This is a genomic window from Mesorhizobium sp. P2_D6 (assembly GCF_056404315.1).
Genome location: NZ_JBFUEG010000017.1, coordinates 86,204 through 110,864, shown reverse-complemented (window position 1 = coordinate 110,864; position 24,661 = coordinate 86,204). Strand labels below are relative to the sequence as shown.

The window sequence follows — 24,661 nt, the reverse complement described above, 5'->3', positions numbered from 1 at the left end:
GATCTAACAAAGGCTTTGCCGCTCCGTCCCGTTCATACAGACCGGGGGCAACCGACTACAGGAGCGGGGCCTCAGGCATTATTTTTCATCGTCCGCGAGACTGAATTCCTGGGCGCTTCGCGCATCCTCATCGACCACACGAAACCAGCGTTTTTGGAGAGATCGAGGCAACACCCGTTGCCCAGTGACTTTCTCTACCGCTGATACCGGATCATCGGCCTCTGCGGTATGAGACGAGACAAGCTCCTCCCCATCCCACTCTTCAACTTGGTATGCTGGCATGCCTGGCGCCGCAGCTAGCAATGTCTCGAGAGCCTAACTTTTGATATTGAAAACCGCCGTCAGCCGGTCATATAAAATTCGACGTTACCATTGCTTTTCGTAGGGAGGCTGTGATGGATAACGTGGTTCCCTTCCGCAAGGCCTTGCCTTGCATCGAGGTGGTCGAAGCCTGCGGAGAATGGTTCGTCCGCGTGGTCGAGGAAGACCAGGAACTTACCCGCTCATTCGATCTGGAATCGTTCGCGCTCTCATTTGCGGAAGGCCAGCGGATACGCCTGCATCTCGATAAGATCGTTCGGCTCTAGTTCCCTTCGGTACTGCATGCGTTCTTCCCTGGGGGAATGTCTAACCTCGCGGAACCTAATAAACGTCGTCAGCTTATCTTCTGATGAGCACCCGCGGCACCGACTTTTTGTACAAGTGGATTTCGGCCAACGTCCCCGAGACCATCGGCGCCGACATCATCTCAGTTGCCGAGCTCACTCAAAAGCTATTCGCCGACGCCAAGGCGATCGGCATCAGCAGTGTTGAAATTGAGGAAGAAACCGGGAGTGTTTACGAGGCTATCCTAGACGCGATCGTGCACCACGATGCCGGCCTGGCTGAGTGAAGCAAATCCATGACCAGCGTCTGGGTCGCATTCTGTTTCGTCGGCATCGTGGTGGCACTGGTGATACTATGGTCGATGAGGTTGTAGCGGCTGGGTTTGAGGTTGTGGGAGAGAACCTATCGCGTGTCTATCCTCTCGGGGGCAGCCAAGATCAGACAATCCAGCAATACAACCCTCAAGAAGCTTCAGGCGAAATTTGTGCAAACGCAACTTTTGGCCAAGCTCGGCCATCTTGAACGTCCCAACAGAACAAGCCGCCTTTTCGGCCAGTTCGCGCTGCAGCAACGCTATCTGCGCTCGGAGTTCGTCGGCTTCGGCGAGCCGCTGATCTCTCACCCAAGCCCGCCCGTGCATGGTCCTCCCCGCCATATTCACGCATGGCTGCGATTGCTCAACTGCCAATTTGCTGTCGAAGTCCTGAGCGAAGATTCCGCCGCTTCGCGCCCTTGGTCAGCCTCGCCGGTGGCGGAACTAATTTGCGTTCGTTGATGCCGCTCGAAAAGTGCAAGTTTGTCTGGATAGCCCATGTGCACCTGGGTGCCGCATCCCGCACATTTGAACCTGGATATTACCTTGAACCAAGAGTCCTTCTTGACGATCGGGTGTGAGCAATAAGGACAGTCAAGCCTGATGATCAGATCATTTTTGTCATCTGAAATCGGCATTGCGGCCTCCCTTGCCTCTCTCCAACTCAGGCTGAAAAACATTGTTCCGCTTGCTTATGGGAGTAAGACTTCAGTCTGTCTGGGGTGGGGCTTTCTACCCCAGACAGGGTAGACTCGTGGCGCCCAAGCACCGCGCCCGCCTTGGCTGTTGCGCGTCCTGCAGGCGCTACCCAGGAGTGTCCTACGCTAGAGCGAACCTTCCGTTAGGTATGGGACTTCAGTCGGAGCGAATTGACTCGAAGCCTCATTATTTCACGCGTATAATCTGCATGTCGCCCGTCTTTCACGGCATCCGGGCGCTTGGAAGCCACCTCAGGTGCTCCGGCCAAAGCGCGGGGGGCATCGTGGGTCAAGCTGAAGAATGCGATACCGTTTCCGCTTTTGATTTCGATGTGATCCGCAGGGCGTTCAAAACCTGGGTTCGCGAAGAGAACGTTCCTGAGCACAGATGGCGCGATGGGGCCGCACAGATGGTGCGGTCAATGACCGGCCAAGATGAGTTTGACCCCGAAATGCTCGAATGGATCGTGCGGAAATAGAGTCCCGCCTACCTCATGGATCGTTCAGTCGACGTTCTGAGTAGGGGACGTGCATCAGCGGAACCTAATAAACGCCGCGAGCTTGTCTTCTGATGAGCACCCGCGGCTTGCCCGCTTAGCTGAGTGAAGCAATCCATGACCAGCGTCTGGGTCGCATTCTGTTTCGTCGGCGTCGTGGTGGCACTGGTGATACTATGGTCGATGAGGTTGTAGCGGCTTAGATGAGCCCGGCTTTAACCGCGAAAGAAAGGACCAGCGAATAATGGCCTTTACTGTCATCTGGTATGGAAGACAGGGCATTGTCGACAAGGAAATGTTCGATGCCGAGAAAGCGGCAAAGGATCACGCTATCGCGATGTTTCAAACCCGGAAGGGCGATGATGGAATCGTGGCCGTTGAAATTCGCAAGGAAAGCGGCGCTGTCGTTTTTAGCCATGCGGAGAATTAGAAGAAATTTTGGCCGCCTACTGCGCGATACGGTTAAGCGGGATCGACCCGCCGCTGCCGTGAATGGGGGGGCGAGTTGCGAGCAGTGGAGCATTAGCGGAACCTAATTTGCTCACGCAACTTAATCTGGCATGAACGAACAGCCGAACCGTAAGAAACTTATGCCCGACCCTCAGCCAACGCGGGAGGTTAGTAAGGGGGCATTCATAGCGGCCGCGGCACTGTTTCTTGCCTCCTCCGTTCTGGTCGCTTTTTGGTTCCTTCAATGAGCAAGCGCGGAATCGACTTCCTAGAAAACTGGATGGCGGACCACCTGCCGAACGCCTTCACCGACGATCCGGCGGCAATTACCGACCTTGCCGATCAGGCTATTTGGGCGGCGGAAAAAGAAGGCATCAGCCTGGAAGAGATCAGCGAAGAAGTCGGCAGCGTGTTCGACGTCATCTTCGATGCGATGCAGAATCGTGCCGGCGGCGAGGGTGGATGACCGTGCCGAAATCGAAAAGGTTCTGGATCGCTACAGGGATTCTGGCAACGCTCGTCATCGTTGCTCTGGTGTTGTCGCTGTCCTTTGCGGCTCTCTCACCCCATTGAAGTCAAATGGACGTGAGAGCGGCCCGACTGCCGAACACCAGGGCAAGGCCAAGGTAGCCGGGCCAAGGCATGGAAAGAGTTCCGCTCCTCCCCAGCCCGACGGACAGCATCGCGCCGGTGGAGCGCGAGTAAGGCGGCACCGTAAGTCCAGACGGAACATTAGTGCTACCTAATGGTTTAATTCGCCGGTGTTCCGAAATCAGGATTGGCTAGGGCGATGGCGGCACTGGCGTTCCATCTCGTCTATTTTTCCGGCCTGACCGCAGACGACATACTAGGCTGCGTCGTTTCGCTGCTGGCGTGTTTGCTGCTTTTCAAAGCTTTGGCTACGGACCCGCCCTAACCGATAGGCCGGTCGACTCCAGGGCGGCCCGGCACCTTGGCCGAGGAAGCCAAGTACGCGCCGGGCCTGGCCGGGGCATGGACCTCAAAACCGGCTTGAAATCTATAACGCGCCCAAGCGGGTATGGGCGAAACATACAAACGAAGGACGATCTTAACCCGCGATCGCCATTCCGATACCAACGCCAAGGCTGTGAATCCCCTTTTCCAACAAAGGCCTACGACTTGGTAAGCACTTGTCGTAACCGTTGATTCAAGCATTGCTGGTATTAGGAGGTGTGGGAGCGGCTCCGACAGGCTTGGGTAGGGTTTTGCCGGAGCCGCCTGCGCAGCCTCAGGGTGAATTGACCGCGCCGTCCTATTTTGAGACAGCGCGGTCAATGATTCGTTAAAATCTTCCGGAACTAATTAAGCGCATGCTAATTGAATCGCCCGGGTTTAGGGCTGGTTCATGCGTTTGAAGTTCGTTGCGCGACCTGGCCGGCGCGGCGAAACGGCTCGGTGTCGAGAACGCCATTATCGACGGCGAGATTGTCGTCCTCAACGAAGCCGGCCTTTCTGACTATCAGGCGTTGCATCAGGCAATTACCCGCCGGCAGCACGACCTCTATTTCGTCGCCTTCGATCTGCTCCACCTCAACGGGCATGATCTCCCGGATATGGACCTCGAAGATCGGCGCGAGATCCTGGAAGGTTTGATCCTGCCTGACGACCGCATTCAGTTCAGCCAGGCGCTGCCCGGAGACGCCAAGGCCGTCTTCCAGTTGATTGACGAAGCCGGCATCGAGGGCATGGTTTCGAAGCGGCGCGACAGCAAATACCGCAGCGGCCGGTCGACTGCCTGGCTGAAGATCAAGAGCTACATGGTGGAGGAATACGACCTCCTCGGCGTAGAGCGGGTGCCGGGCAAGCCAGCCTTCGCGCTGCTGGCCGATCGGAAGACCGGGCAGTATGTCGGCTGGGCTTTCATCAACGCGCGGGGCGCAATGCGAGACCGTCTATGGAAGCGCGTTCAGGAGCACGCTGGGCCGCCGCCAAAGGGCATGAAGCGGCCGGCGACGCAATGGGTCAAGCCGGGGCTTATCGGCCGTGTGAAGCACCTGCGAGGCGAAGAGGACTTGCGGCATGCCTCGCTGCAGGACTTTCGCGAGGAGACGTAACGCTAAAAGTCTCATTCCATGTCGGGAACGTCACCGCTGACAAACAGCGTGGTGGGTGGCCCATAGTCACCAAGCGCGGGGTCTGCGTCACGGCTCCAGGCTATTACGCCCGCATGGTTGGATGAAAGTCCCTTGGCCGTGCGGATCGCCCGCTCTGAGCTCTGCTGATCCGTCGGACCATAGGCTGTGAATAGTTCGCCATCTTCGCCACGATCAAACGCGACCACCACGATTAATTTGGGCTTCTTTTGCTCGGGCAGGACGTGGTCCGACATATCAACTCCTATAGAAACCGCTCGCCTTCGCCGCGATGCTCGAAACAGAACCAATGCGGAGCCTGCTTAGGTTTCGCAAAACCCCATCCGGCATCCTTGCTGCATCCGTGATGCTCACAGAAATGATGCTGGATTCCCGGCGCAGTGACATGGTCCTGCCTGGCCAGTCTGATTTCGTCGCTCATAGCAGTTTGATCGGTTCGATGAGCCCGGCGTAGTCGTTGGGCTGTTTGTTGATGGCTGCCGCATTGACCTCTCGGCCGACCCGATAGAACTGCAGGCTTCCATCAATGTCGTGACGCAAGATGTCCTTCAAGTCACCACCCGGCGTGCTGGGGTCGAGCCAGGCGTCGTAATAGGCTGGATCGAGGATGAGCGGCTGGCGGTCGTGAATCTGGCTGACAGGCGCGGCAGACGGCTGCGTGATGATCGTACAGCTAGTGACGTCGAGGTGCGAATTGTAGGCCCACAGCCCGGCGAATGAGAATGGCGCGTAGCCGGGTTGGAAAATGTGCCAAGGGTCTCGCTTCTTGTCAGCTGGTGATATCGTCCACTCGTAGTACCCGTCGGCGGGGATGAGACAACGCTTTGACTTGAAGGCGTCGCGGAAGGCTGGTGTGGTGTCGACGCCTTCAATCCTGGCGTTGAACATCGCGGCCTTGGGCATTTCCTTCGCCCAGAACGGCACCAGCCACCAGCGACCGGTCCGAAGCTTGTGGTTGCCGTCATCGCCGGCGGTGATGAACGGCACCTCATCGGTAGGCGCTATGTTGTAGCGTGGAGCGTCATTGCGGCCGACCTCAGCCGGCGCCGTCAGCCGGTAGAGGCGGTGGATTTCCGACCACGATAAATATCGGGTGTAGCGACCGCACATGGCGTTGCCCTAATTTAACAGCCCCGCGCTAATTCACAGTCCCGCGCGCCAGGTTGGCATAGGCTGTCTTGAATTCGCGCTCGATCTGGCCTTGCACGATCCGGGACAATTCCTTTGCCTCTTCCTCATTGGGCATGAGGCTGACGATCAGATCGGTCATAATCCAGCCGGTCGCAAAGATGGCGCCGTCCGGCGTGAGTTTGTTCAAGATTTTGCACGCCTTCTTGGCTGCCTTCTGGATTTCTGGACGGTCGCGGATAATGTTGGCAGACAACTCCTCTTGCCGGCCTTCGGCGGTGTAAAGCACCTCAATCATTACAACTTTCTCCCGTTCGTTGTGGCAAGCAAGCTAGCGCTGCTTCGATGCCTCGATCCGCCTCCTGTGGCTATCCCCCCAACAGTGAACAAAATAAGAACAAAAGAGTCAACCCAGCCTTGACGAGATGGGGAAATGCTCCCCATTTCCAGGTATGCCGGAGCAACCAGAAAAGTGGCCGAAGGGCGTCCCTTGGACGTTGTTGCATGCCCACGACGCCGGGCAGGTAGCGCGCATCCGGTGCGGGCATTGCAACATCAAGCGGTTCTACAAACCGAAGGAGTTGTGCGAGGTGATCGGCAACGTTTCGATTGATCAGGTGCGAGCAAAGGTTCGTTGCGAAAAATGCGGCCGCAAGGAATCAATGAGCGCGGAGCTGTTCCACCCGGTGGCGCAAGAGCATGTGACGATCCGGTACCGGCGCCTGGTTGAGATTCGATGGGAGCGGCGGGTGATCTGGAGAGATGAGTGAATTGACAGAAAGGGCGCCCATCGGGCGCCCTTTGAAATTACAGGTCTTGAATAGAGATCCGGATTACCAACCTTGCATCGAGTACCAGTCATCGACGTCCCTCCGGACCCGGTCCTTCTCAATGCCGTACCTCTCTTGAATCTTTCCTTCGAGCTGATCTCGCTTGCCGGCAATGCGGTCCAGATCGTCGTCAGTCAGCTTGCCCCACTGTTCCTTGACCTTGCCCTTGACCTGCTTCCAGTTACCTTCAACGCGGTTCCAATCCATGGCCGTGGCCTCCTTGGTTACACAGCAGTTGAAACGCCGGCAGCCCGGCTAGGTTCCGCTGGGAGAATCGTGGCTTGACGGAACATTAGCCGTCGCTGATGGTTGAGGCCTGCGGCGGGTGGTGTCCTCCATCGCTCGCCGAAGATCGTGCCTCCGATCGGCCCGCGCCCTTCCCGAAGAGGCGCGGGGCTTCCCGGTTCGTAAGAGACCGTGCCTGTCAGGCCGGCAACTCATTCAACCGTAACCGCGCCCTTGCCGGCGTCACCGTCCTTGTGCATCTGATCGTCAATGGCGTCTGCTATCTTGAGTGACAAGCCAGCCACCTTATTTTTGAGCCTAACTGGTGCGTCTGGCGACGCTTGAAGCTTCTTGTTCGCTTCCCTGAACAGCTTGGAGATGCTGCTAAGCGTCAGTTCCTCGTCCGTCACAGTGCGTCTCTAGTTGAGTCGGTTCCGCAACCAAGGGATCGGCATCACCGAAGACCTGATGGACGCCCGGTCCCTATTTCTCACCCCAAACTCGACCACGGTCTACGTTTTCATGTGCCTCGACCTGCGAAACGGACCTATGGTCGTGCAGGTTCCGCCCAAAGTGCTGGGCCCGGTTGACGACGCCTTCTTCCGATACGTGGCCGACGTTGGTCTGGTCGGGCCTGATCAAGGCAAGGGCGGCAAGTACCTATTCGTGCCACCTGGCTTCACCGGCAGCGTCCCGACGGAAGGCTATTTTGTTCAGAAGCCGCGCACCAACGGGCTCTTGGTCTTCTACCGTGCCTTCATCGAAAGCGGCGATATCGCCGGTGCCGTTCGGGGCGTCAAAACTGCTGCCAAGGTCTATCCGCTGTCTGCGGCGTCCAATCCGCCGGAAACGCCGTTCGTCAATACGTCGGGTCTGAAGTTCAACACCATCCATGCCAACGACTTCCACTTCTACGAAGAGTTGAACGATGTCATTCAGTCCGAGTCGGCCGATGCGTTCGACCCGGAAATGGTTGGTATGTTTGCCTCCATTGGCATCAAGAAAGGCAAGCCATTCGCACCCGACGAGCGGATGAAGGCCATCCTCACCGACGCCGTGGCGGTAGGCAACGCAACAGCCCGAGCGATACTTTTTGCTTCGCGAGATGAGCGCGCAAAGTTCTACCCCGACCGCCAATGGTTCACCGGCTTCATCGGCGGCAGCTATGCGTTCGAGGATCATAGCGAGACGATGCTCGATGCACGCACGCTATTCCACTATTACGCCACCGGCATCACGCCAGCCATGGCGGCCGCCAAGCCGGGTAGCGGGTCGGCCTACGCAGCCGCTGTGCGGGACAACCAAGGTGGCTATCTCGACGGCGGCAAGACCTACAAGATCACGCTTCCAGCTCCCATCCCCGCCGGCAACTTCTGGTCGTTCACGGTCTATGACAACCAGACCCGTTCGATGTTGGAGACGGACCAGAAGCTCGCGGGTCTCGACAGCAACCAAGCCCGCATCGGGAAGAACGCCGACGGCTCTGTGACCGTATGGTTCGGCCCTAAGGCCCCGGCGGGACAGGAACACAACTGGGTGCAGACCATGCCCGGTAAGGGCTGGAATGTGTTGCTGCGCCTCTACGCGCCGCTGGAACCATGGTTCGATAAGACATGGAAGCCGGGCGACTTCGAGGAAGTGCGGTGATTACCGCGCCTGAGGCGCTACCCAGCCTCAGGAGGCCGTGCCGGCCCGGTCAAGTTCCATTGGATGAACGCGGCTCGCTTGCCGGTGATTGTCACAATCGCTTCGACGGCGGCTCATGGACCCCACGAAGCCCGCGGTAATGCTCGCTGTGATATGCAAGCAGCGGCCCGATGATGCTCTTGTGCAGCGCTTCGGCTGCCACCAGAAAGCGCTCGATTTCAGCTTGCGATAGCCGTTCGGAAGGTTTGGTTCTGGCCATTTGGCGATCTCCATTTGAGGGGTTCGCCGCAACGAGGACTATAATCCTACATGGCCAAGTGGGTGGCAAGCGCTGCTGATGGCCTACCTTAGCAATGGACCACGGCGCCTCGCGCTTGTGGTGTCAAAACGTCGTGCAGTTCAAGGTGTTGCCGAAGCTGTTGCAGGTTGTTCTTTTTGGCTGACTGTTTTGCATTTTGGCAAAAGCCGCGCTTGCTCTGGCCGATGCCCTGCCGCGAGACGAAATGGACTCGTTTTGGATGCATTGGGCCATTGCTGGGGTTCCGGGCTCAAAACCGTAAGACACGCATCGGCCCCGGAAATAGGTTGCCTGTTCCGCTTGCGGAGTGGTGGCAAACCAAGCCGGTGAGCCAGGCATACCCAAGCCCGAACCGGAACAGGCGCACAAAAGGGTTGCGGCCACTGCCGTTGCGAGAATATCGCGATTGCGCATCGTAGAGTTCTCCCTGCCGCACAGAACGCTAAAAGTTTCGCTCCCGCAAGGGCACGCTTGACGCAGGCTTACATAAAGCGCAAGCGTCACGGGCAACTTAATATTATTAGGGTGGGCACTATGAAGAAATTTGTCGCTTTTACGATTTTACTTGTAGCACTTTCGGCCTCGGCGCCTTCATTCGCCGGAAACTGCGAGCACAACTCTGACACCGCCGCAGATGGCTCGCGTTGCGGTGATCGCTCGGCTGATAGCCAGTAAAGACCGAAAAACATTCAAGCAAAGGCGGAGGCCGGCTTATCAGCCGGCTTTTTGCTGTCTAACCGCCGCTATCTATCCCTCATCCCCCCGAATGGCGGCGAAGCCGGCGTGAGGCTCAAGGCCGTCGGAACTCAACGCCGGCAGATTTAAGAGAAAGCAGCAGGGCGGGTTTGTCGTGTTTCTGATCTCTTCGAAGCTTGCCCGACTTGGTCGAAGCAAGGCAGGTCCAGTCAATTTCGACTAGCCGCAGACCGTTCGCGGGTAATAGCTCGCGCCGTCTGTTATCGTAAAGGCGGCGCTGCTCGCCCTGGTGCACACCGCTTACTGTCATTCGGTTAGGCTTGTCGAAATGGCCTATCGCTTCAGTGTGCTGCCGTTCGCGATACTCAATAACTAGGGCGTGTTCGGCGTAGAACGCATCTACCGGGAGGCGTCGCCGCGTTCCTTGACGTCCCGCATCGCCGCGCTTAACCGGCGGCGACTTCCGGCCAAGGCCTGCGGCTTTTGCCACTGCGGATCGCGCTACCGAATAGTTGGGCGCGACCATCGGATAGTCCTTCGGCAATCCCCACTTCTGACGGTACTCGTCAGGCGTGAGGTTGTAATGGACACCTAGATGGCGTCTATCTCTACCCGAACGTGGCCTAACCGCATCGCATCGCAAACGACAAAGAGCCCGCCGCGGAACTAAGCCAACCGAGGAGCGTTTTCCCCTCCAACAACTAAGGGAGGAAATCATGCTGCGAGGCGGACTGCTTTGGCTCCTCGGGATCCCGATACCGATCATCATCATTCTGTGGCTATTGGGGTATTTGCATTAGCGACATCGCAAACGACAAGCCCCGCTTCGGCGGGGCTTTTTGTACCTCTTTTGCGCCAAAAAACCCGCTGCCTGGGGGAGGGAGGCAGCGGGTTGATTTCAAGCTCGGGGGGAGCTTGGTACCGCCATCGCTTGGTAGGGAGGAGATGGCCGGCATTTGGAAAACTACCACAGCGGCGCCGTTCCTCAATTGTGCGAAGGTGTCGTCGGCCTAAACGAAGGCGCTACCGGATCTCATAAAGGGTTTAGCCGCTAACGGCTTTTCTTGGTTATGACAACAGGATAAAAAAGCCAAAAAACATAGCAAAATCAACGCTAGTGGCGGAGGGAGTGGGATTCGAACCCACGGTGGGCTTACACCCACGCCGGTTTTCAAGACCGGTGCCTTAAACCGCTCGGCCATCCCTCCGTCGTGATTTTTCAATCACTTGCGCGCTCGTCCTGATCGCCGCTCCTAGCTGCCGGAAGCAGCAGCGAAAGGAGATCATGCGCGTTTCATTGCTCTAGTGCGCGCTGCAAAGGCCTGTCAACAGCGCAAAATTGTCGGCATCGAATATCTGCCGAAACATGACAGGAGCCGCTTGTTCTGTCCCGAACATTTGACAATGCGGCGAAACACCGGCCAATCTGTGCTTGCCAAATACAGGAGCAAGTGGGGAAACCATGAAAAAGACCTACGAGAAACCGATCCTGGTAAAGCGCCAGAGGCTGTCGCATGTGACAGCGCAGGAAATCCCCTCCATCGAGCCGCAATGACGGATACGGGCTGACGTCGGCAGTGGTGCAGCCGCCGCCACAATCCTGCCCGGTTCCGGACACAATCGATTAATACGCTGATAAACAATTCCTGCGCAAAAAGGGGATGGGGATTGGCGCGTCGCAGGCATTGCTGCTCTGGCTCCGCCGAGATTCTAAAAACGGTGCCTGTGTCGATACGGTAGGGGACATCTGAAAACATGCAGACCACGACGCATCGGCGTCTTCGTTGCGCTCCTGCTTTGGTCTTGTGCGCTCTTTCGGCTGCGTTACTGGCCGCCTGCGCGTCGCCGCAGTCCGAGTCGAAAGCGATGGTCTACAAGAAGCCTCGCTCGAAGGAATATTTTGCCGAGACAGAGTACGGCGTGAAAGCCAGCCCGCGCGTCCAATATATGCGGCGCGGCGGCGGCCGCGACCAGTTGGGCAAGCCCTATCAGGTGCGGGGCAAGTGGTATTACCCCAAGGAAGACAAGCGCTACGCCAAGGTCGGTCTCGCCTCCTGGTATGGCGATGCCTTCCACGGTCGTCTCACAGCCAATGGTGAAGTGTACGACATGACGCATCTGACGGCGGCGCATCCGACCATGCCGCTGCCGAGCTATGCCCGCGTCACCAACCTTGAAACCGGCAGTTCGGTTATCGTGCGCGTGAACGACCGCGGCCCGTACCATGAAGGCCGCATTATAGACGTCTCGGAGCGTGCCGCGCAGATGCTCGACTACGCCAAGGTCGGCACCGCCAAGGTCAAGGTCGAATATGTCGGCCGCGCGCCGCTCGACGGCGACGATGACCAGTATCTGATGGCTTCCTACCATCCTGGCAATCGCATACCGGACCCGTCGGATGGTTTGCCGACCGGCGTGATGGTTGCGATGAACGGACCTTCGCCAAGCCTGCCAGTCGGCGCCGCCGCCGTGCCGTTCCCCGGCCAGCTGACCAATTCCGGCACCGAAGCACAGCCGGTGATGTCGGTGCAGGCGCCGGCTTTCGGCGATGTGACGCTGCCTGAATTCGGGCCGATCGTGCCTCAGCGGCCGGAGACGCCCTTTGCCGTGGCCTCGCTGTCCTATGCGGATGAACGCGTGCAGCGCGCCGACGTCTTTGCCGCACTCGATGACCAGGGCATGTCGCCGGCCGATATCCTGCAATCGTGGAAGAAATCCAACCCGCAGGCGGCGCCTGCTGTTTCCGACTATGTCGCGGCGGGCTCGTTCGACGATGCCGCCGAGGCAAAGCGGGTGGCTGAAGCCCTAAAACCCTTCGGCAGAACCGAAATCCAGAGCACCGAACTCGACGGCAATGACTGGTACGCGGTCAATCTCTATCCGGATGGCCACGGCAATGTCGACGACCTCCTGCGCGCGGCGTGGTCGCATGGCGCGCCGGATGCGCTGGCTGTGCGCGACTGATCAACAACGGCATGCCGGTTTTCCCATTGCGCGGTTGATCCGCCGGGAAGAAGCCTGATAGCCTTGCGGCACGTTTCCTGCAGGCCAACGGTCGAGCCTCTCATGCGATTTCGCCTTGTCCACCCTTTTGCCGGGCTTTTGGGTCTTGGCCTTTTGTTGGCCGCGCTGGTTCCGGCCAACGCGCAGCTTTTTGAGACCAAGGCCACGCAGGCTTTCATGATCGATGGCGAAACCGGCACGGTGCTGTTTTCCAAGGATGCCGACCAACCGATCCCGCCGGCCTCGATGGCCAAGCTGATGACCATGGAAATGGTCTTCAACGCCATCAAGTCGAAGCGCATGACCCTCGACGACACCTTCGTGGTCTCGGAGAATGCCTGGCGCAAGGGCGGCGCCCCGTCGGGAACGTCGACCATGTTCGCCAAGCTCAAATCGGCGGTCCGGGTCGAGGACCTGATCCAGGGTGTCACCATACAGGCCGCCAATGACGGCTGCATGGTGCTGGCCGAGGGCATGGCGGGCTCCGAAGAGAATTTCGCCGCGCAGATGAACGATCGTGCCCGCCAGATCGGGCTGGTGAAATCGACATTCGTCAATTCGACCGGCCTGCCGGCCGATGGTCAGCAGACGACGGTGCGCGAACTGACGCAGCTTGGCCTGCATATGTGGCGCGAATACCCTGAGCTCTACCTCTATTATGGCCGGGCCGATTTCACCTGGAACAAGATCTCGCAAAGGAACCGCAACCCGTTGCTGGCCATGGGCATCGGCGCTGACGGGCTGGCGGTCGGTGCAAGCGAGGCGGGCGGTTTCGGCATTGTCGGCTCGGTCAGCCATGACGGAACGCGGGTGATCGCTGCGATGAGCGGACTGGCGAATGATCGCGAACGCGCCGAGGAAGCGCGAAAGCTGCTCGAATGGGGCGTCCGGTCCTTCGAGAAGACCGAGATTTTCGCCAGCAATGAAGTGGTCGGCGAGGCCCAGGTGTTCGGCGGCGCCAAATCCGGCGTGGCGCTGAAGGCAAAAGCTCCAATCAACGTGCTGTTGCCGATCGCCAACCGCGACAAGCTGACCGCAAAGATCGTCTATCAGGGGCCAGTGTCAGCGCCGGTGGAGGAAGGCCAGCCCGTCGGTACGCTGCGCGTCTGGATCGGCGACACGCTGAGCCAGGAGACGCCGCTTTTCGCCGCCGAATCGGTCGGCGTCGGCACGCTGCCGCAACGCGCGTTCGATGCCGCCAAGGAACTGGCCGTCGGCTGGTTGCGTTAAAGCAGCGTCAGAATCGTGGACCTTTGATAAGGTCCGGACTATGACGTCAGCGCAAAACAGGACAAAGGCCTTTCGGTTGGCGCGCGGATTTTTCATCACCTTCGAAGGCGGCGAGGGCGCAGGCAAGTCGACGCAGATCGAGCGGCTGGCCAGGAAGATGCGCGCCAAAAAATATGATGTTCTCGTCACCCGCGAACCCGGGGGATCACCCGGTGCCGAGGCGGTAAGACATGTCCTGCTTTCCGGCGCCGCCGAGCCATTCGGGCCGAAGATGGAGGCGCTGCTGTTCGCGGCCGCGCGTTCCGATCATGTCGAGCAGGTCATCCGGCCGGCGGTCGAGCGCGGCTCCATCGTGCTGTGTGACCGCTTCCTGGACTCGTCCCGCGTCTACCAGGGCGTCACCGGCGGCCTCGATCCGGCCTTCATGGAAGCCCTGGAAGAGGTCGCCATCAACGGCATGATGCCTGATATGACGCTGATCCTCGACATCGACCCCACTGAGGGCCTGCGGCGCGCCACCGCGCGGCGTGGCGCCGGCGACGGCCCGGACCGCTTCGAAAAGGAGACGCTGGACATCCACCAGCGCCGCCGCGACGCCTTCCTGGCGATTGCCGCCGCCGAGCCGGACCGCTGCATCGTCATCGACGCGTCGGCGCCTCCCGATACGGTGGAGGATGTCATCACCGCGGCCGTGTTCGCAGCACTTGAGGCGAGGGCGCCCGCGCGCAACAGACAGGCGGCGCCCGCATGATCTTCGAACGCATTGCTCCCGAACAGCACGACACGCTGGACGGCGTGCCGGAGCCATCCGAGACGCTGCGCCTGGTCGGCCATGAGCAGGCGGCCGCGATGCTCGCCGCCGCTTATCGCTCGGGAAAACTGCCGCATGCGCTGATCTTTGCCGGGCCGGTCGGCATCGGCAAGGCAACGCTTGCCTTTCACCTTGCGCATCATCTGTTGAAGCATCCGTCCTTCGAAACGGCGCCGGAAATATTTGCCGTTCCCGACCCGGCCTCATCGCTGTTTCGCCAGATCGCCACCGGGGCGCATCCCGGCGTGCTGCATCTGACGCGGCCGCTGAACGACAAGACCAAGAGCTTCAAGACGGTCGTCACCGTCGATGAAATCCGTAAGGTCAACCGCTTCCTGTCGCTGACCTCGCATGACGGCAGCTACCGGGTGGTGATCGTCGATCCGGCCGACGACATGAACACCAACGCAGCCAATGCCTTGCTGAAGAATCTCGAGGAGCCGCCGACCCGCACACTGTTCATCCTCATCGTCCATGCGCCGGGCAGCCTGTTGCCGACGATCCGCTCGCGCTGCCAGATGGTGCGGTTGGCGCCACTCGATGCCGGCAGCCTGATGAGCGTTCTGGAAACTGTGGAGCCGCCGCCGCCAGCCGATCCGGCGGCGCGCGCGGCACTGGCCGAACGGGCAGGGGGCAGCGCCCGCAATGCGATCCTGTTGACACAATATGGCGGGCTGGAGATCGCCGGCACGCTCGACGCCCTGGTGACCGCAGGCAAGAGCGACGTCGCCGGCGCCTATCGCCTTGCCGAGGCCGTCGCCGGCCGCGACCAGGCGATCCAGTTCGACATCTTCAACCGCCGCGCGCTGGATCTGCTCTCGGCGGGCGCCAGCGAAGCAGCGCTCGCCGGCGACCTCAAGCGGGCGAAAACCCTGTCGGACACTTGGCACGAGGCGCTGAACGCTATATCTGAGACCGACACCTACAATCTCGACAAGAAGCAGCACGCCTTGACCATGATCGACCGCCTGAATTCCGCAATGCGAATGTGACCGGATCCGGCTTCGGGTCGGGATGGCAATCGCCGTCTCGATGCGATATCCACCGCCTCACATTCAATTCGGACATTCATGACGGTTCATTCATGTCACGCGCCACATTCTACATCACGACCGCGATTTCCTATCCGAACGGCAAGCCGCATATCGGCCATGCCTACGAGCTGATCGCCACCGACGCGCTCGCCCGCTTCCAGCGGCTCGACGGCAGGGACGTTTTCTTCCTCACCGGCACTGACGAGCACGGCATCAAGATGCTGCAGACGGCCAGGCGCGAAGGTATTTCCGCGCGTGAGCTCGCCGACCGCAACGCGGCCGAATTCAGCAAGATGGCGACCGTGCTCAACGCTTCCAACGACGATTTCATCCGCACCACCGAAGAGCGGCATTACGCGTCCTCGCAGGCGATCTGGAAGGCGATGGACACCAATGGCGACATCTACAAGGGCGGCTATGCCGGCTGGTACTCGGTGCGCGACGAAGCCTATTACGGCGAGGAGGAAACCGAAGTCCGCCCTGACGACATCCGCTACGGGCCGCAGGGAACGCCGGTCGAATGGGTCGAGGAAGAAAGCTATTTCTTCCGCCTCTCGGCCTATCAGGACAAGCTTATCGCGCTCTACGAAAGCCAGCCCGATTTCATCGGGCCGGCCGAGCGGCGCAATGAGGTGATGAGCTTCGTCAAATCCGGGCTGAAGGATTTGTCGATCTCGCGCACCACGTTCGACTGGGGCGTGCCGGTGCCGGGCGACGAAAAGCATGTGATGTATGTCTGGGTCGACGCCCTGACCAATTACATCACCGGCGTCGGCTATCCCGATGAAAAGGATGAGAAATGGAAGTTCTGGCCGGCCGATGCGCATATCATCGGCAAGGACATTGTGCGCTTCCACGCCATCTATTGGCCGGCCTTCCTGATGTCGGCTGGCATCCCGCTGCCGAAGCGCGTCTTTGGGCACGGCTTCCTGTTCAACCGCGGCGAGAAGATGTCGAAGTCGGTCGGCAATGTCGTCGACCCGTTCACCATGGTCGAGCACTACGGTGTCGACCAGGTGCGCTATTTCTTCCTGCGCGAGGTGCCGTTCGGTCAGGACGGCAGCTACAGCCATGAAGCGATCGTCAACCGCACCAATGCCGACCTCGCGAATGGCCTTGGCAATCTGGCGCAGCGCTCGCTGTCGATGATCGCCAAGAACTGCGGCGGCGTGGTGCCGCAGCGCGGCGAGCTGACCGAAGCCGACAGTGCGATCCTCGACCAGGCGGTTGAGGCGCTTGCCACTGCGCGCAAGGCGATGGCGGAGCAGGGCATCCATCTGGCGCTGGCGGCAATCTTCGGCGTGGTGGCTGAAGCCGATCGTTACTTCGCCGCGCAGGCACCCTGGGCGCTGAAAAAGACCGATCCGGCGCGGATGGAAACAGTGCTGTGGACGACCGCCGAGATCGTGCGGCGCGTGGCACTGCTGAGCCAGCCCTACATTCCGGGTTCGGCGGCCAAGCTGCTCGACCTGCTGGCGGTGCCGGCGGACACGCGCCAGTTCGCGCATGTCCATGCCGACTATGCCCTTGTGTCCGGCACGCCATTGCCCGCACCGGAAGGCGTGTTTCCGCGCTACGTCGAAAAGCCGGAGGCGAGCGCCTGATGCTCGTCGACAGCCATTGCCATCTCGATTTTCCGGACTTCGCCGAGGAGCGGGCGGCCATCGTCGCCCGCGCGAAGGCCGCCGGCATTGGCCGCATGGTGACCATCTCGACACGTGTGAAGCGGTTTCAGCAAGTGCTTGAGATCGCGGAGAGTTTCGAAGAGGTCTACTGCTCGGTCGGCACCCATCCGCACAATGCTGGCGAAGAGCTGGATGTGACGTCCGAGGAGCTTGTGCGCCTGTCCGCGCATCCCAAAGTGGTGGCGATCGGTGAGGCCGGGCTCGACTATTTCTACGACAAGGCGCCGCGCGATGCGCAGGCGCAGGGCTTTCGCACCCACATATCAGCCGCGCGCGAGACCGGCCTGCCGCTGGTCATACATTCGCGCGATGCCGATGACGACATGGCAGCGATCCTCGAGGACGAAACAGGGAAGGGCGCCTTCCCCTTCATCCTGCATTGTTTTTCCTCCGGACGCCGGCTGGCCGAAGTGGGCGTGGTGCTTGGCGGTTATGTATCCTTCTCGGGCATCCTGACCTTCAAGAACTCGGCCGAATTGCGCGCCATCGCTGCCGATGTGCCGCATGACCGGCTGCTGGTCGAGACCGACGCGCCCTATCTCGCGCCGGTGCCGTTTCGCGGCAAGCGCAACGAGCCGGCCTACGTCGCGCACACGGCCAAGGTGCTGGCCGAGACGATCGGCGTTGACGAGGCCGAGATCGCGACGCTGACGACGGCGAATTTCTTCCGGCTGTTCGGCAAGATGCCGCGGCCTGCCGGCCTCTGACGCATGAGCGACCGGCTGCGCCTCACCATTCTCGGATGCGGCTCGTCGCCCGGCACGCCGCGCATCACCGGCGACTGGGGCAATTGCGACCCGGCCAATCCGAAGAACCGGCGCACACGCTCGGCGGCACTGGTCGAGCGAATTGCGGCAAATGGATCCAAAACCACCGTCGTCATCGACACCGGGCCTGATTTCCGTGAGCAGATGCTGATGGCGGCGGTCCGGCGCATCGACGCCGTCGTCTATACGCATCCGCACGCCGACCACATCCACGGCATCGACGATCTGCGCGGCTACGTGCTCGAACAGCGCCATCTGATCGATGTCCACGCTGACCAGCCGACGATGCTTAGGCTACGCGAGGCCTTCAGCTATTGCTTCGAGACGCCGCTGGGCAGTTCCTATCCGCCGATCGTCAGGCCTCACATCATCGATCATGCAAGACCGGTGACGGTCGAAGGCGAGGGCGGTGCCCTCACCCTTGAGCCGCTGCCGCAGATCCATGGCGACATTATTTCGCTCGGCTTTCGCATCGGCAAGCTCGCCTATTGCCCTGATATCAGCGACTTCCCCGACACTACCGCCGAGCGGCTGCGCGGGCTGGAGATGCTGGTCATCGATGCCTTGCAGTACAACACCCATCCCAGCCATTTGTCGCTCGGCCAGGCGCTTGGCTGGATTGAAAAACTGACCCCGAAACAGGCCGTGCTGACGCATATGCATGTGCCGCTCGACTATGCCACGGTGATGGCCGAGACGCCGGACACCGTGGTGCCGGCCTATGACGGCATGGTGATCGAAATTCCTTATGAATCAGCGTGATACGAACGACTTTTCATAAGGGCGGTCGGCTCTTCGGTGCGAAGATCAGCAGCGTTCCAATCCGCTCATAGCCCATGCGGGGATAAAGCAGCGCTCCGGCATGCGTCGCCAACAGCATCGAGCACCGCGATCCGCGCGCCCGGTCGTCATGCAGCATTTTTGACATCAGCGCCTGGTCAATGCCGCGGCGCCGGTGCGAGGGCTCGACATACATGGCCGCGCACCAGGTGGCGCCGACGGCGTCTATGCTGCGCACGCGCCCGACGATAGCGTCACCATCGAGCGCCACATATTGGCGGAACGGCGCGCTGTCGCCGAGCAGATCGGCCGCGATCGGCCGCCTGCGCACGATCTTTGCCAGCTGCGCCGCCCGTTCGACTGTCCGCACACGCTCGATCGAGATAGCGGCTGGCGGATCCGGGATCTGACGCAATGGCTGGACGAAGAAACCTTCCGTCCGCAGCAGCCGGTAGCCGAGAGCCTTGTAGGCGGTTCGCACCGGCTGATCCGGTTCGTCACTGGCGATCACGACCGAAACAGCAAAGCTTGACCGCGCGTGCTGCCGCGCGATCGCATCGGCTTCCTCGGCAGCGACATCATGGACGACCCATTCTTCGCCGCGATAGTCGCGAGGATTCTTGCGCTCGGCATCGCGCATCAGCCACAACGGTCCGACGCGGCTGGCCTCGTACGGAAAGGTGCCGCTTTTGTCGGTGCTGAAGCCATGCACGAACACTTCGATCGCCGCTTCGATGTCACGCTTTGCTGTTGTCATCCATGCAGCGTAGCGTTGGCTATCAGCTCAAGGCAACACGGATCGATCGTGCCAAGCCCATGAAAATCAGCGGCAATTCCCGGCCACGGCCCAACGCATAAGTTCCATAATCTATCTTATGCGACTTTCAGATGTGGTGGCGGCCATAGCCAAATGGAGCTTTGGCGGCAGCGGCAAACCGCCCCTTCACTATTCGCGCCGCACTGAGCTTTCGCGCATTGTCGAAACAGCGAGGTTCGCGAGGCGCGGATAATCGCAATCCACCAGATTTGAGAGATGCTGGAGGTCCTCGATATCGAACCAACGAATCTCGGTGTGTTCCTCGCAGATGTTGCGGGGATCGCCACCGTCCCAGCCGGACACCTCGAAAACGTGATGCAACGCGGCGCCATAGAGCTGCGGATGGCGCTCTTCGATGCATTCCATCCAATGGAATTTTGTTGGTGTCACTCCAACTTCTTCCTGAACCTCGCGCACGAGTGCCGCTTCCAGCGTCTCGCCGCCTTCAACGCGGCCGCCAATCGTGTCCCAATGCCCCGGCCATGCTTTCTTCCAGGCGGCACGAAGACCCATCAAGACCTTCCGGTCATGGTTCACCAGCAATGCGCCGACGGTAACGGTACGGTTTTTCTTCGTCATATCACTTATGACTTTCGGCGATTTCATCGCGAAAAACTTTCTAGAGCGCCGCTGAACGCCGCTACGATTGCAGCAAGGTGGAAGACGCCCAGCGCCGGCCACCAGAAACGCCCGCCCCGAGCAACAAATGCCCCGTAGGCAGGAAACTGCAGCGCCGCCAATCCGATCGAAAGGCCGGTGATGGTTGTGTCGGTCAACAGCGTTGCCAGCATGGGAACCGGGTAGAGAAGCCGCGCCAGCACATAGTCTCCATGCCCTGATCCGGCCGAATAGAGTGCCAAGAAGAAGGCGATGGGCGTGATGCCGAGGCCGACAAGGAACCCTGCCCGCGAGGAGAATTTCGGCAACATTGTTCCTCCAGAAGGCAATGCAAGAACCAAATGTGCACGGCCAACTCATGTCCGCAATGGACCGCCCTTCGCACCGAGGAAAGCGCGTAGATCAGTGCGGCGTGACGGCCTCCGGCTCTCCGTTACCCGACAGGATTTGCAGCGTCCCGCGCACAGCGTTGCGGAACGCGTCGTCGAAGCTGACGCCGCGCACCTGCCAGCGGTATTCCTTGCCCTTGGAGGCAAGCCGCCAGTCGCCGACCCAGCCCAGCGCTTCCGGGCGCCACGCCAACGTGCCGGCAAGCAGAGCATCGGCATCCAGGGTTTGGGTCACGTCGGCAAGCGCGACGTCTTGCGGTTTGGGAAGCTCCAGCGGCAAGCCGGTCCGGTATGCGGCGTCCGCCAATGCGACACGCATATCCGCTGCGAGTTCGCCCCCGCCATCGCGCACCAGCGTAAAGCCGTCGCCTTTCATCGGCTTTATGTCGAGCAATGCGACGATTGCCGGCCGCGGCACCGGCCACGGTTTGCGCCCGAGTGACGCCAGCAAGGCATCGATCTTGTCTGGATCGAAATCGGCGGTGATGTATTTTGGCCGGTCATGGGTGCCCTGCTCGTCATGTGGCGGACGGTTGTTGAGAAGGTCCCGGTAGTCGATATCAGTGACGTAGTCGGCTGCGTGCCGGCTCATCTCCGTCACACGCGGATCACCGATCAGCCGCGGGTCACCGGAAACCTTGACCAGCACTTCTTCAAGGCACGGCGCCAGGCCCCAGGTCCGGTTCTCCTCGCCAGTGCCGCTGGTCACCGATTGCGCGCGGTAGAGGCTGGCGCGGCCGATATCGGCGGCAGCGACCGGAAAGGCAATCAGCCCAGCCAGCACCGCTGCCACAACCCTGAATTTCAAGCATTCAGGCATGAGCCGTTCCTCCCGAAAGCTCCAGAATATCCGTTGGATGTATATTCCGGACCATTTCAGGGAAATTCAAGCGCTTGGGAGCGCAACGTCAGTTCAGGGGGACGTCAGCCTTATCTGGTAGCTCAGCACACGCTTCTCTCCAGGCGCGATCAGCATTATTCCCGGTTTGTCCGAGAACTCGCCGTCAAAATCGACGGGGCTGGAAAGGCCGTGCCAGGGTTCGATGCACAGGAACGGCGCGCCGCCGGGCTTGGACCAGATCCCCAGTTCCTTAAAGCCTTGCCACGCCACCTCGATCGCCGGACCGTGCGCGGCGGCATAATGCACGCTCGCGCTGGCCGGCCGGTCGAGGATCACGGCGTCTGCATCGAACAACCGTTCGGAGAGCGCCAGCGTCTTGCCTTCGATGGGCGTCGGCTGGGGTGCTGCAAGCACCAGGCCATCCTTCAGCCGGCGGATCGGCGCCGGCTCGTCCTGGGCGAAGGTCAGGTGGTAGTCGGTCTTGGCGAGGTCCGCCTGCAGTGGCCAGTTGAAGGCAGGATGCGCCCCGACCGAGGCCGGCAGCGTCTCGTCGCCGGTGTTAGTAATGTCGAAGGAAATATCGAGCCGCCGGCGTTCCAGCGTGTAGGTGACCGCCAGGCGAAACGCGAAGGGATAGCGCGCACGGGTGTCGGCATCGCCGGTCAGCACCAGGGTGCAGGACCGGGGACCCGTCTCAGCCCAAGCAAACGGCTTGTCTCGAGCGAAGCCGTGCTGGGTCAGCAGATAGACCTGGCCGCGATGGCGCAGTTGGTCGCCCTTCAGCCGGCCGACGATCGGAAACAGCACCGGCGAATGCCGCCGCCATTCCGGTCCGGCCTGCCACAAAAGCTCCAGGCCCTCGGCGTTGCGCAAGGAGACCAGTTCAGCCCCCTGCCCGACGATGGTTGCCGAGATGCCGTCGCCGTGAAGCGTTACTTGTTCCATGCGTCCCCGCGGAGAGCTGCGTGCAGCCGGCAAGTTAGCAAAAGCCCGCGTGGACTCAAAGGGTGGCAGGGACACTGCACTTCCTCACAGAGCCGCGATGAATGACTCTACGCAAAACAACAGTGGCCGGAGGGTTCCCCGGCCACTGCAAGATCGAGATTGTTGCCTGCTACGGTCCGGACTATTCGCGTTCGCCGGTGAAATTCAGCAACAGCTGAAAGATGTTGACGAAGTTCAAATAGAGCGACAGCGCGCCGAAGACGGCAAGCTTCTGCTGCGATTCCGCGTCGAAATTCTCGGCATACTGCTCCTTGATCGTCTGCGTGTCCCAGGCGGTCAGGCCGACGAACACGGCGATGCCGATCACCGAGATGGCGAACTGCAGCGCGGTCGAGCCGAGGAAGATGTTGACGACGCTGGCGATCACCACGCCGATCAGACCCATGATCAGGAACGACGAGAACTGGGTCAGGTCACGCTTGGTCGTGTAGCCGTAGAGGCTGGTGGCGCCGAACATGGTGGCGGTGATGAAGAAGGTGCGCGCGATGCTGGTGCCGGTGAAAACCAGGAACACCGAAGCCAGCGACAGGCCCATCACCGCGCAGAAGGCCCAGAACATCGCCTGGGCGCTGGCCGCCGACATCGTCTGCATCTTGAACGAGAACAGCAGCACGAAGGCGAGCGGCGCCAGCATCACCACCCATTTCAACGGGCTGGAAAAGATCGGCACGTAGAGAGCCGGCGTCGAGGCGACCATGAAGGCGACGAGGCCGGTGACGACGAGGCCGATACCCATATAGTTGTAGACGCGCAGCATGTGGCTGCGCAGGCCTTCGTCATAGACGGCGCCGGCGCGGGCGCCAGCGCCCATGCGATAGCCGAGATCAGGGGTATTCATGCGGGTTCTCCTTATGTGAGGTCTCAGTAAAGCGTTTTGGCGAGCGTTTCGGCGGCACGGTCGAGGTCATGGACATCGCTGCGCGCAACGACCGCGTAGGCGACCTCGCCGATCTGGAAATAGGCCGAGGAAATGTCGCCCGAGGGTGCGATGGCAGGCTTGACCACGTCGAAGGTTCCGGGACGGATCGCAAACAGCGAGACCAGCCCCATGTCCTTCGTCTCCAGCGCCACCTCGACGCTTGGCCCGAACCGCGACGGATAGATCTGCACGTCGCGGATCTTCCAGTCTTTCGGCAGCGACGGCATGACGATCGCGGTCGCGGCGCGAATCTCATCGGCGTTGTAGTTCGGCGCCTCGAGCTGCGAGGGCATCGTCTCGCGCATGAGTGTCGTCCTGTGCGCCCGGATCGCTTCTTCGACATAGGCGGGCGGCGTCGGCGAAGCCACCACCTTGGTCACCAGCAGCGGACCGAACAGCCCGTTCGCCAGCCAGCCGGCGCCGACAAAGACGGCGACCGCGGCCGCTCGTTGCAGCACGGCGAAGACGCGGCGACTGGCCAGCCCCCTGCCCAGCCGGCGCGCGACTTCAGTCGTCGCCGGCCGCGCCATGCCTGTGGAAGCGGCCAGCGCGAGGCGCAACTCGTCGCGCGTCCTCAAATCGGACATCACCCGCGCCGCTGCCTCCGGACGAGCCGACAGAAACGCTTCGACCTCGATGCGGCGCGCGACATCCAGCTGGTCGTCGACATAGGCGTCGAGGTCGGTATCGGTCACCGGGTCCCGCAACAGTTCGGTCATGACGGGTCTCCCACGATCCTCAGATGGTTCTTGGTCGGCGAAGGGAGAGCGCTCTCCATCGAGCGCAGCGCCGCGCGCGCCCTGCCGATGCGCGACATCAGCGTGCCCAGCGGCACCCCGCTGGCGTCGGCAGCCTCCTGGTAGGAAAGGCCCTCGATGGCGACCAGATGCAGTGCCGAACGCTGCTCTTCCGGCAGGCTGAAAAAGGCCTCGCGCACCTGCGCCAGGCGCACGGAATGTTCCTGCGGCGCCGGCGTGCTAGAATGGGTGAGATAGCCGGCCTGCTCGACGCGCGCCGCTTCCGAACGGCGCGAGCGCATCTTGTCGATGAATGCGTTGTGGACGATCGACAGCAGCCATGCCCGCAAATTGCCGCCAGAACGGAATGTGCCGCGCCGCTCATAGGCGCGCACCAGCGCGTCATGCACCAAATCCTCGGCGTCACTGCTGTCGCGCGTCAGCGAACGTGCATAGCGCCGCAGCGAACCCAGCTGTCCAACTATATCGAAGCGTGGCATCGATCGTTTCATGCCCTGTTTAC

At 60.7% G+C, this 24,661-nt stretch carries 31 protein-coding genes, 1 tRNA gene and 1 pseudogene; 17 read left to right on the top strand and 16 right to left on the bottom strand.

Translation table 11 applies throughout. The features are described 5' to 3' along the window. The first annotated feature begins 395 nt into the window (after positions 1–395). The 7 genes from AC1D1L_RS27355 to AC1D1L_RS27325 all read left to right on the top strand — a co-directional run bounded on the left by AC1D1L_RS27355 (position 396) and on the right by AC1D1L_RS27325 (position 4,639). Positions 396–587, top strand: a complete 192-nt coding sequence (locus AC1D1L_RS27355; RefSeq protein WP_477344385.1) for a hypothetical protein — start codon at positions 396–398, stop codon at positions 585–587. Positions 588–670: 83 nt separating this feature from the next. After that, complete coding sequence (locus AC1D1L_RS27350; protein ID WP_477344384.1) at positions 671–892, top strand: DUF768 domain-containing protein; 222 nt, start codon at positions 671–673, stop codon at positions 890–892. Positions 893–1,015: 123 nt separating this feature from the next. Next, positions 1,016–1,381: a hypothetical protein gene (locus AC1D1L_RS27345; RefSeq protein ID WP_477344383.1), complete on the top strand. Its 366-nt coding sequence runs from the start codon at positions 1,016–1,018 to the stop codon at positions 1,379–1,381. Positions 1,382–1,901: 520 nt separating this feature from the next. Continuing rightward, positions 1,902–2,096, top strand: coding sequence for a hypothetical protein (locus tag AC1D1L_RS27340; RefSeq protein ID WP_162712308.1), 195 nt, complete (start codon positions 1,902–1,904; stop codon positions 2,094–2,096). A 262-nt stretch (positions 2,097–2,358) separates the two neighbouring features. Then, positions 2,359–2,544 carry a hypothetical protein gene (locus tag AC1D1L_RS27335; protein WP_162712310.1) on the top strand — a complete coding sequence of 62 codons (186 nt, stop codon included), beginning with the start codon at positions 2,359–2,361 and terminating at the stop codon, positions 2,542–2,544. A gap of 264 nt (positions 2,545–2,808) precedes the next feature. Beyond that, on the top strand, positions 2,809–3,030 hold the full coding sequence (locus AC1D1L_RS27330; protein ID WP_477344381.1) for a hypothetical protein: 222 nt from the start codon (positions 2,809–2,811) through the stop codon (positions 3,028–3,030). Positions 3,031–3,946: 916 nt separating this feature from the next. Beyond that, the gene (locus AC1D1L_RS27325; protein ID WP_477344380.1) at positions 3,947–4,639 is read left to right on the top strand and encodes an ATP-dependent DNA ligase; all 693 of its coding nucleotides are present in this window, start codon (positions 3,947–3,949) and stop codon (positions 4,637–4,639) included. Positions 4,640–4,650: 11 nt separating this feature from the next. On the opposite strand, the gene AC1D1L_RS27320 is transcribed toward AC1D1L_RS27325, so the two are convergent. The 3 genes from AC1D1L_RS27320 to AC1D1L_RS27310 all read right to left on the bottom strand — a co-directional run bounded on the left by AC1D1L_RS27320 (position 4,651) and on the right by AC1D1L_RS27310 (position 6,104). After that, the gene (locus AC1D1L_RS27320) at positions 4,651–4,914 is read right to left on the bottom strand and encodes a hypothetical protein (protein ID WP_112564503.1); all 264 of its coding nucleotides are present in this window, start codon (positions 4,912–4,914) and stop codon (positions 4,651–4,653) included. Between the two features lie 181 nt (positions 4,915–5,095). Further along, positions 5,096–5,788, bottom strand: a complete 693-nt coding sequence (locus AC1D1L_RS27315) for an SOS response-associated peptidase (RefSeq protein WP_477344379.1) — start codon at positions 5,786–5,788, stop codon at positions 5,096–5,098. 28 nt (positions 5,789–5,816) lie between these two features. Then, positions 5,817–6,104, bottom strand: coding sequence for a hypothetical protein (locus AC1D1L_RS27310; protein ID WP_477344378.1), 288 nt, complete (start codon positions 6,102–6,104; stop codon positions 5,817–5,819). A 202-nt stretch (positions 6,105–6,306) separates the two neighbouring features. Between AC1D1L_RS27310 and AC1D1L_RS27305 the strand changes: the two genes are divergently transcribed. Next, positions 6,307–6,576 (top strand): hypothetical protein, encoded by a 270-nt coding sequence (locus tag AC1D1L_RS27305; RefSeq protein ID WP_477344377.1) that lies wholly within the window; start codon positions 6,307–6,309, stop codon positions 6,574–6,576. Between the two features lie 63 nt (positions 6,577–6,639). Here AC1D1L_RS27305 and AC1D1L_RS27300 read toward each other — a convergent pair whose 3' ends face one another. Then, complete coding sequence (locus AC1D1L_RS27300; RefSeq protein WP_112564507.1) at positions 6,640–6,843, bottom strand: CsbD family protein; 204 nt, start codon at positions 6,841–6,843, stop codon at positions 6,640–6,642. A 230-nt stretch (positions 6,844–7,073) separates the two neighbouring features. After that, on the bottom strand, positions 7,074–7,271 hold the full coding sequence (locus AC1D1L_RS27295; protein ID WP_477344376.1) for a hypothetical protein: 198 nt from the start codon (positions 7,269–7,271) through the stop codon (positions 7,074–7,076). Positions 7,272–7,284: 13 nt separating this feature from the next. Between AC1D1L_RS27295 and AC1D1L_RS27290 the strand changes: the two genes are divergently transcribed. Further along, the gene (locus AC1D1L_RS27290) at positions 7,285–8,508 is read left to right on the top strand and encodes a DUF1254 domain-containing protein (RefSeq protein WP_477344375.1); all 1,224 of its coding nucleotides are present in this window, start codon (positions 7,285–7,287) and stop codon (positions 8,506–8,508) included. Between the two features lie 91 nt (positions 8,509–8,599). Here the strand turns inward: AC1D1L_RS27290 and AC1D1L_RS27285 are convergent, their stop codons facing one another. The 3 genes and pseudogenes from AC1D1L_RS27285 to AC1D1L_RS27275 form a co-directional block, all read right to left on the bottom strand. Further along, positions 8,600–8,767 (bottom strand): hypothetical protein, encoded by a 168-nt coding sequence (locus AC1D1L_RS27285; RefSeq protein ID WP_477344373.1) that lies wholly within the window; start codon positions 8,765–8,767, stop codon positions 8,600–8,602. A gap of 1,159 nt (positions 8,768–9,926) precedes the next feature. After that, positions 9,927–10,106: pseudogene (locus AC1D1L_RS27280) on the bottom strand (MucR family transcriptional regulator); the annotation flags it as partial. Positions 10,107–10,620: 514 nt separating this feature from the next. Then, a tRNA-Ser gene (locus tag AC1D1L_RS27275) sits at positions 10,621–10,710 on the bottom strand. Between the two features lie 254 nt (positions 10,711–10,964). Between AC1D1L_RS27275 and AC1D1L_RS27270 the strand changes: the two genes are divergently transcribed. The 8 genes from AC1D1L_RS27270 (at position 10,965) to AC1D1L_RS27235 (ending at position 18,794) form a co-directional block, all read left to right on the top strand. Continuing rightward, positions 10,965–11,057 carry a putative RiPP precursor gene (locus AC1D1L_RS27270; RefSeq protein WP_352558939.1) on the top strand — a complete coding sequence of 31 codons (93 nt, stop codon included), beginning with the start codon at positions 10,965–10,967 and terminating at the stop codon, positions 11,055–11,057. A gap of 200 nt (positions 11,058–11,257) precedes the next feature. Next, the gene (locus AC1D1L_RS27265; RefSeq protein WP_477344372.1) at positions 11,258–12,466 is read left to right on the top strand and encodes a septal ring lytic transglycosylase RlpA family protein; all 1,209 of its coding nucleotides are present in this window, start codon (positions 11,258–11,260) and stop codon (positions 12,464–12,466) included. Positions 12,467–12,568: 102 nt separating this feature from the next. Next, complete coding sequence (locus AC1D1L_RS27260) at positions 12,569–13,735, top strand: D-alanyl-D-alanine carboxypeptidase family protein (RefSeq protein ID WP_477344371.1); 1,167 nt, start codon at positions 12,569–12,571, stop codon at positions 13,733–13,735. 76 nt (positions 13,736–13,811) lie between these two features. Further along, the gene (tmk, locus tag AC1D1L_RS27255) at positions 13,812–14,486 is read left to right on the top strand and encodes a dTMP kinase (protein WP_477344370.1); all 675 of its coding nucleotides are present in this window, start codon (positions 13,812–13,814) and stop codon (positions 14,484–14,486) included. Then, positions 14,483–15,538 (top strand): DNA polymerase III subunit delta', encoded by a 1,056-nt coding sequence (locus AC1D1L_RS27250; RefSeq protein WP_477344369.1) that lies wholly within the window; start codon positions 14,483–14,485, stop codon positions 15,536–15,538. Before tmk ends, AC1D1L_RS27250 begins: the two co-directional genes overlap by 4 nt. 92 nt (positions 15,539–15,630) lie before the next feature. Continuing rightward, positions 15,631–17,184, top strand: coding sequence for a methionine--tRNA ligase (gene metG / locus AC1D1L_RS27245; RefSeq protein ID WP_477344368.1), 1,554 nt, complete (start codon positions 15,631–15,633; stop codon positions 17,182–17,184). Next, positions 17,184–17,972, top strand: a complete 789-nt coding sequence (locus tag AC1D1L_RS27240; protein WP_477344367.1) for a TatD family hydrolase — start codon at positions 17,184–17,186, stop codon at positions 17,970–17,972. Before metG ends, AC1D1L_RS27240 begins: the two co-directional genes overlap by 1 nt. 3 nt (positions 17,973–17,975) lie before the next feature. Beyond that, the gene (locus AC1D1L_RS27235; protein ID WP_477344366.1) at positions 17,976–18,794 is read left to right on the top strand and encodes an MBL fold metallo-hydrolase; all 819 of its coding nucleotides are present in this window, start codon (positions 17,976–17,978) and stop codon (positions 18,792–18,794) included. Between the two features lie 13 nt (positions 18,795–18,807). Here AC1D1L_RS27235 and AC1D1L_RS27230 read toward each other — a convergent pair whose 3' ends face one another. From AC1D1L_RS27230 to AC1D1L_RS27195, 8 genes are all read right to left on the bottom strand, one after another. Then, positions 18,808–19,569 (bottom strand): GNAT family N-acetyltransferase, encoded by a 762-nt coding sequence (locus AC1D1L_RS27230; RefSeq protein WP_477344365.1) that lies wholly within the window; start codon positions 19,567–19,569, stop codon positions 18,808–18,810. Between the two features lie 189 nt (positions 19,570–19,758). Continuing rightward, positions 19,759–20,235: an NUDIX hydrolase gene (locus AC1D1L_RS27225; protein ID WP_477344364.1), complete on the bottom strand. Its 477-nt coding sequence runs from the start codon at positions 20,233–20,235 to the stop codon at positions 19,759–19,761. After that, on the bottom strand, positions 20,232–20,558 hold the full coding sequence (locus AC1D1L_RS27220; RefSeq protein ID WP_477344363.1) for a hypothetical protein: 327 nt from the start codon (positions 20,556–20,558) through the stop codon (positions 20,232–20,234). Before AC1D1L_RS27220 ends, AC1D1L_RS27225 begins: the two co-directional genes overlap by 4 nt. A gap of 91 nt (positions 20,559–20,649) precedes the next feature. Further along, positions 20,650–21,456 (bottom strand): DUF2066 domain-containing protein, encoded by an 807-nt coding sequence (locus tag AC1D1L_RS27215; RefSeq protein WP_477344362.1) that lies wholly within the window; start codon positions 21,454–21,456, stop codon positions 20,650–20,652. A 93-nt stretch (positions 21,457–21,549) separates the two neighbouring features. Next, positions 21,550–22,422: an aldose 1-epimerase family protein gene (locus AC1D1L_RS27210; protein ID WP_477344360.1), complete on the bottom strand. Its 873-nt coding sequence runs from the start codon at positions 22,420–22,422 to the stop codon at positions 21,550–21,552. A gap of 181 nt (positions 22,423–22,603) precedes the next feature. Next, positions 22,604–23,320, bottom strand: a complete 717-nt coding sequence (locus AC1D1L_RS27205) for a Bax inhibitor-1/YccA family protein (protein ID WP_112561756.1) — start codon at positions 23,318–23,320, stop codon at positions 22,604–22,606. A gap of 23 nt (positions 23,321–23,343) precedes the next feature. Further along, positions 23,344–24,120 carry an anti-sigma factor family protein gene (locus tag AC1D1L_RS27200; RefSeq protein ID WP_477344359.1) on the bottom strand — a complete coding sequence of 259 codons (777 nt, stop codon included), beginning with the start codon at positions 24,118–24,120 and terminating at the stop codon, positions 23,344–23,346. Then, positions 24,117–24,650, bottom strand: coding sequence for a sigma-70 family RNA polymerase sigma factor (locus AC1D1L_RS27195; protein WP_477344388.1), 534 nt, complete (start codon positions 24,648–24,650; stop codon positions 24,117–24,119). The genes AC1D1L_RS27200 and AC1D1L_RS27195 overlap by 4 nt, the downstream gene beginning before the upstream one ends. Positions 24,651–24,661 lie beyond the last annotated feature (11 nt).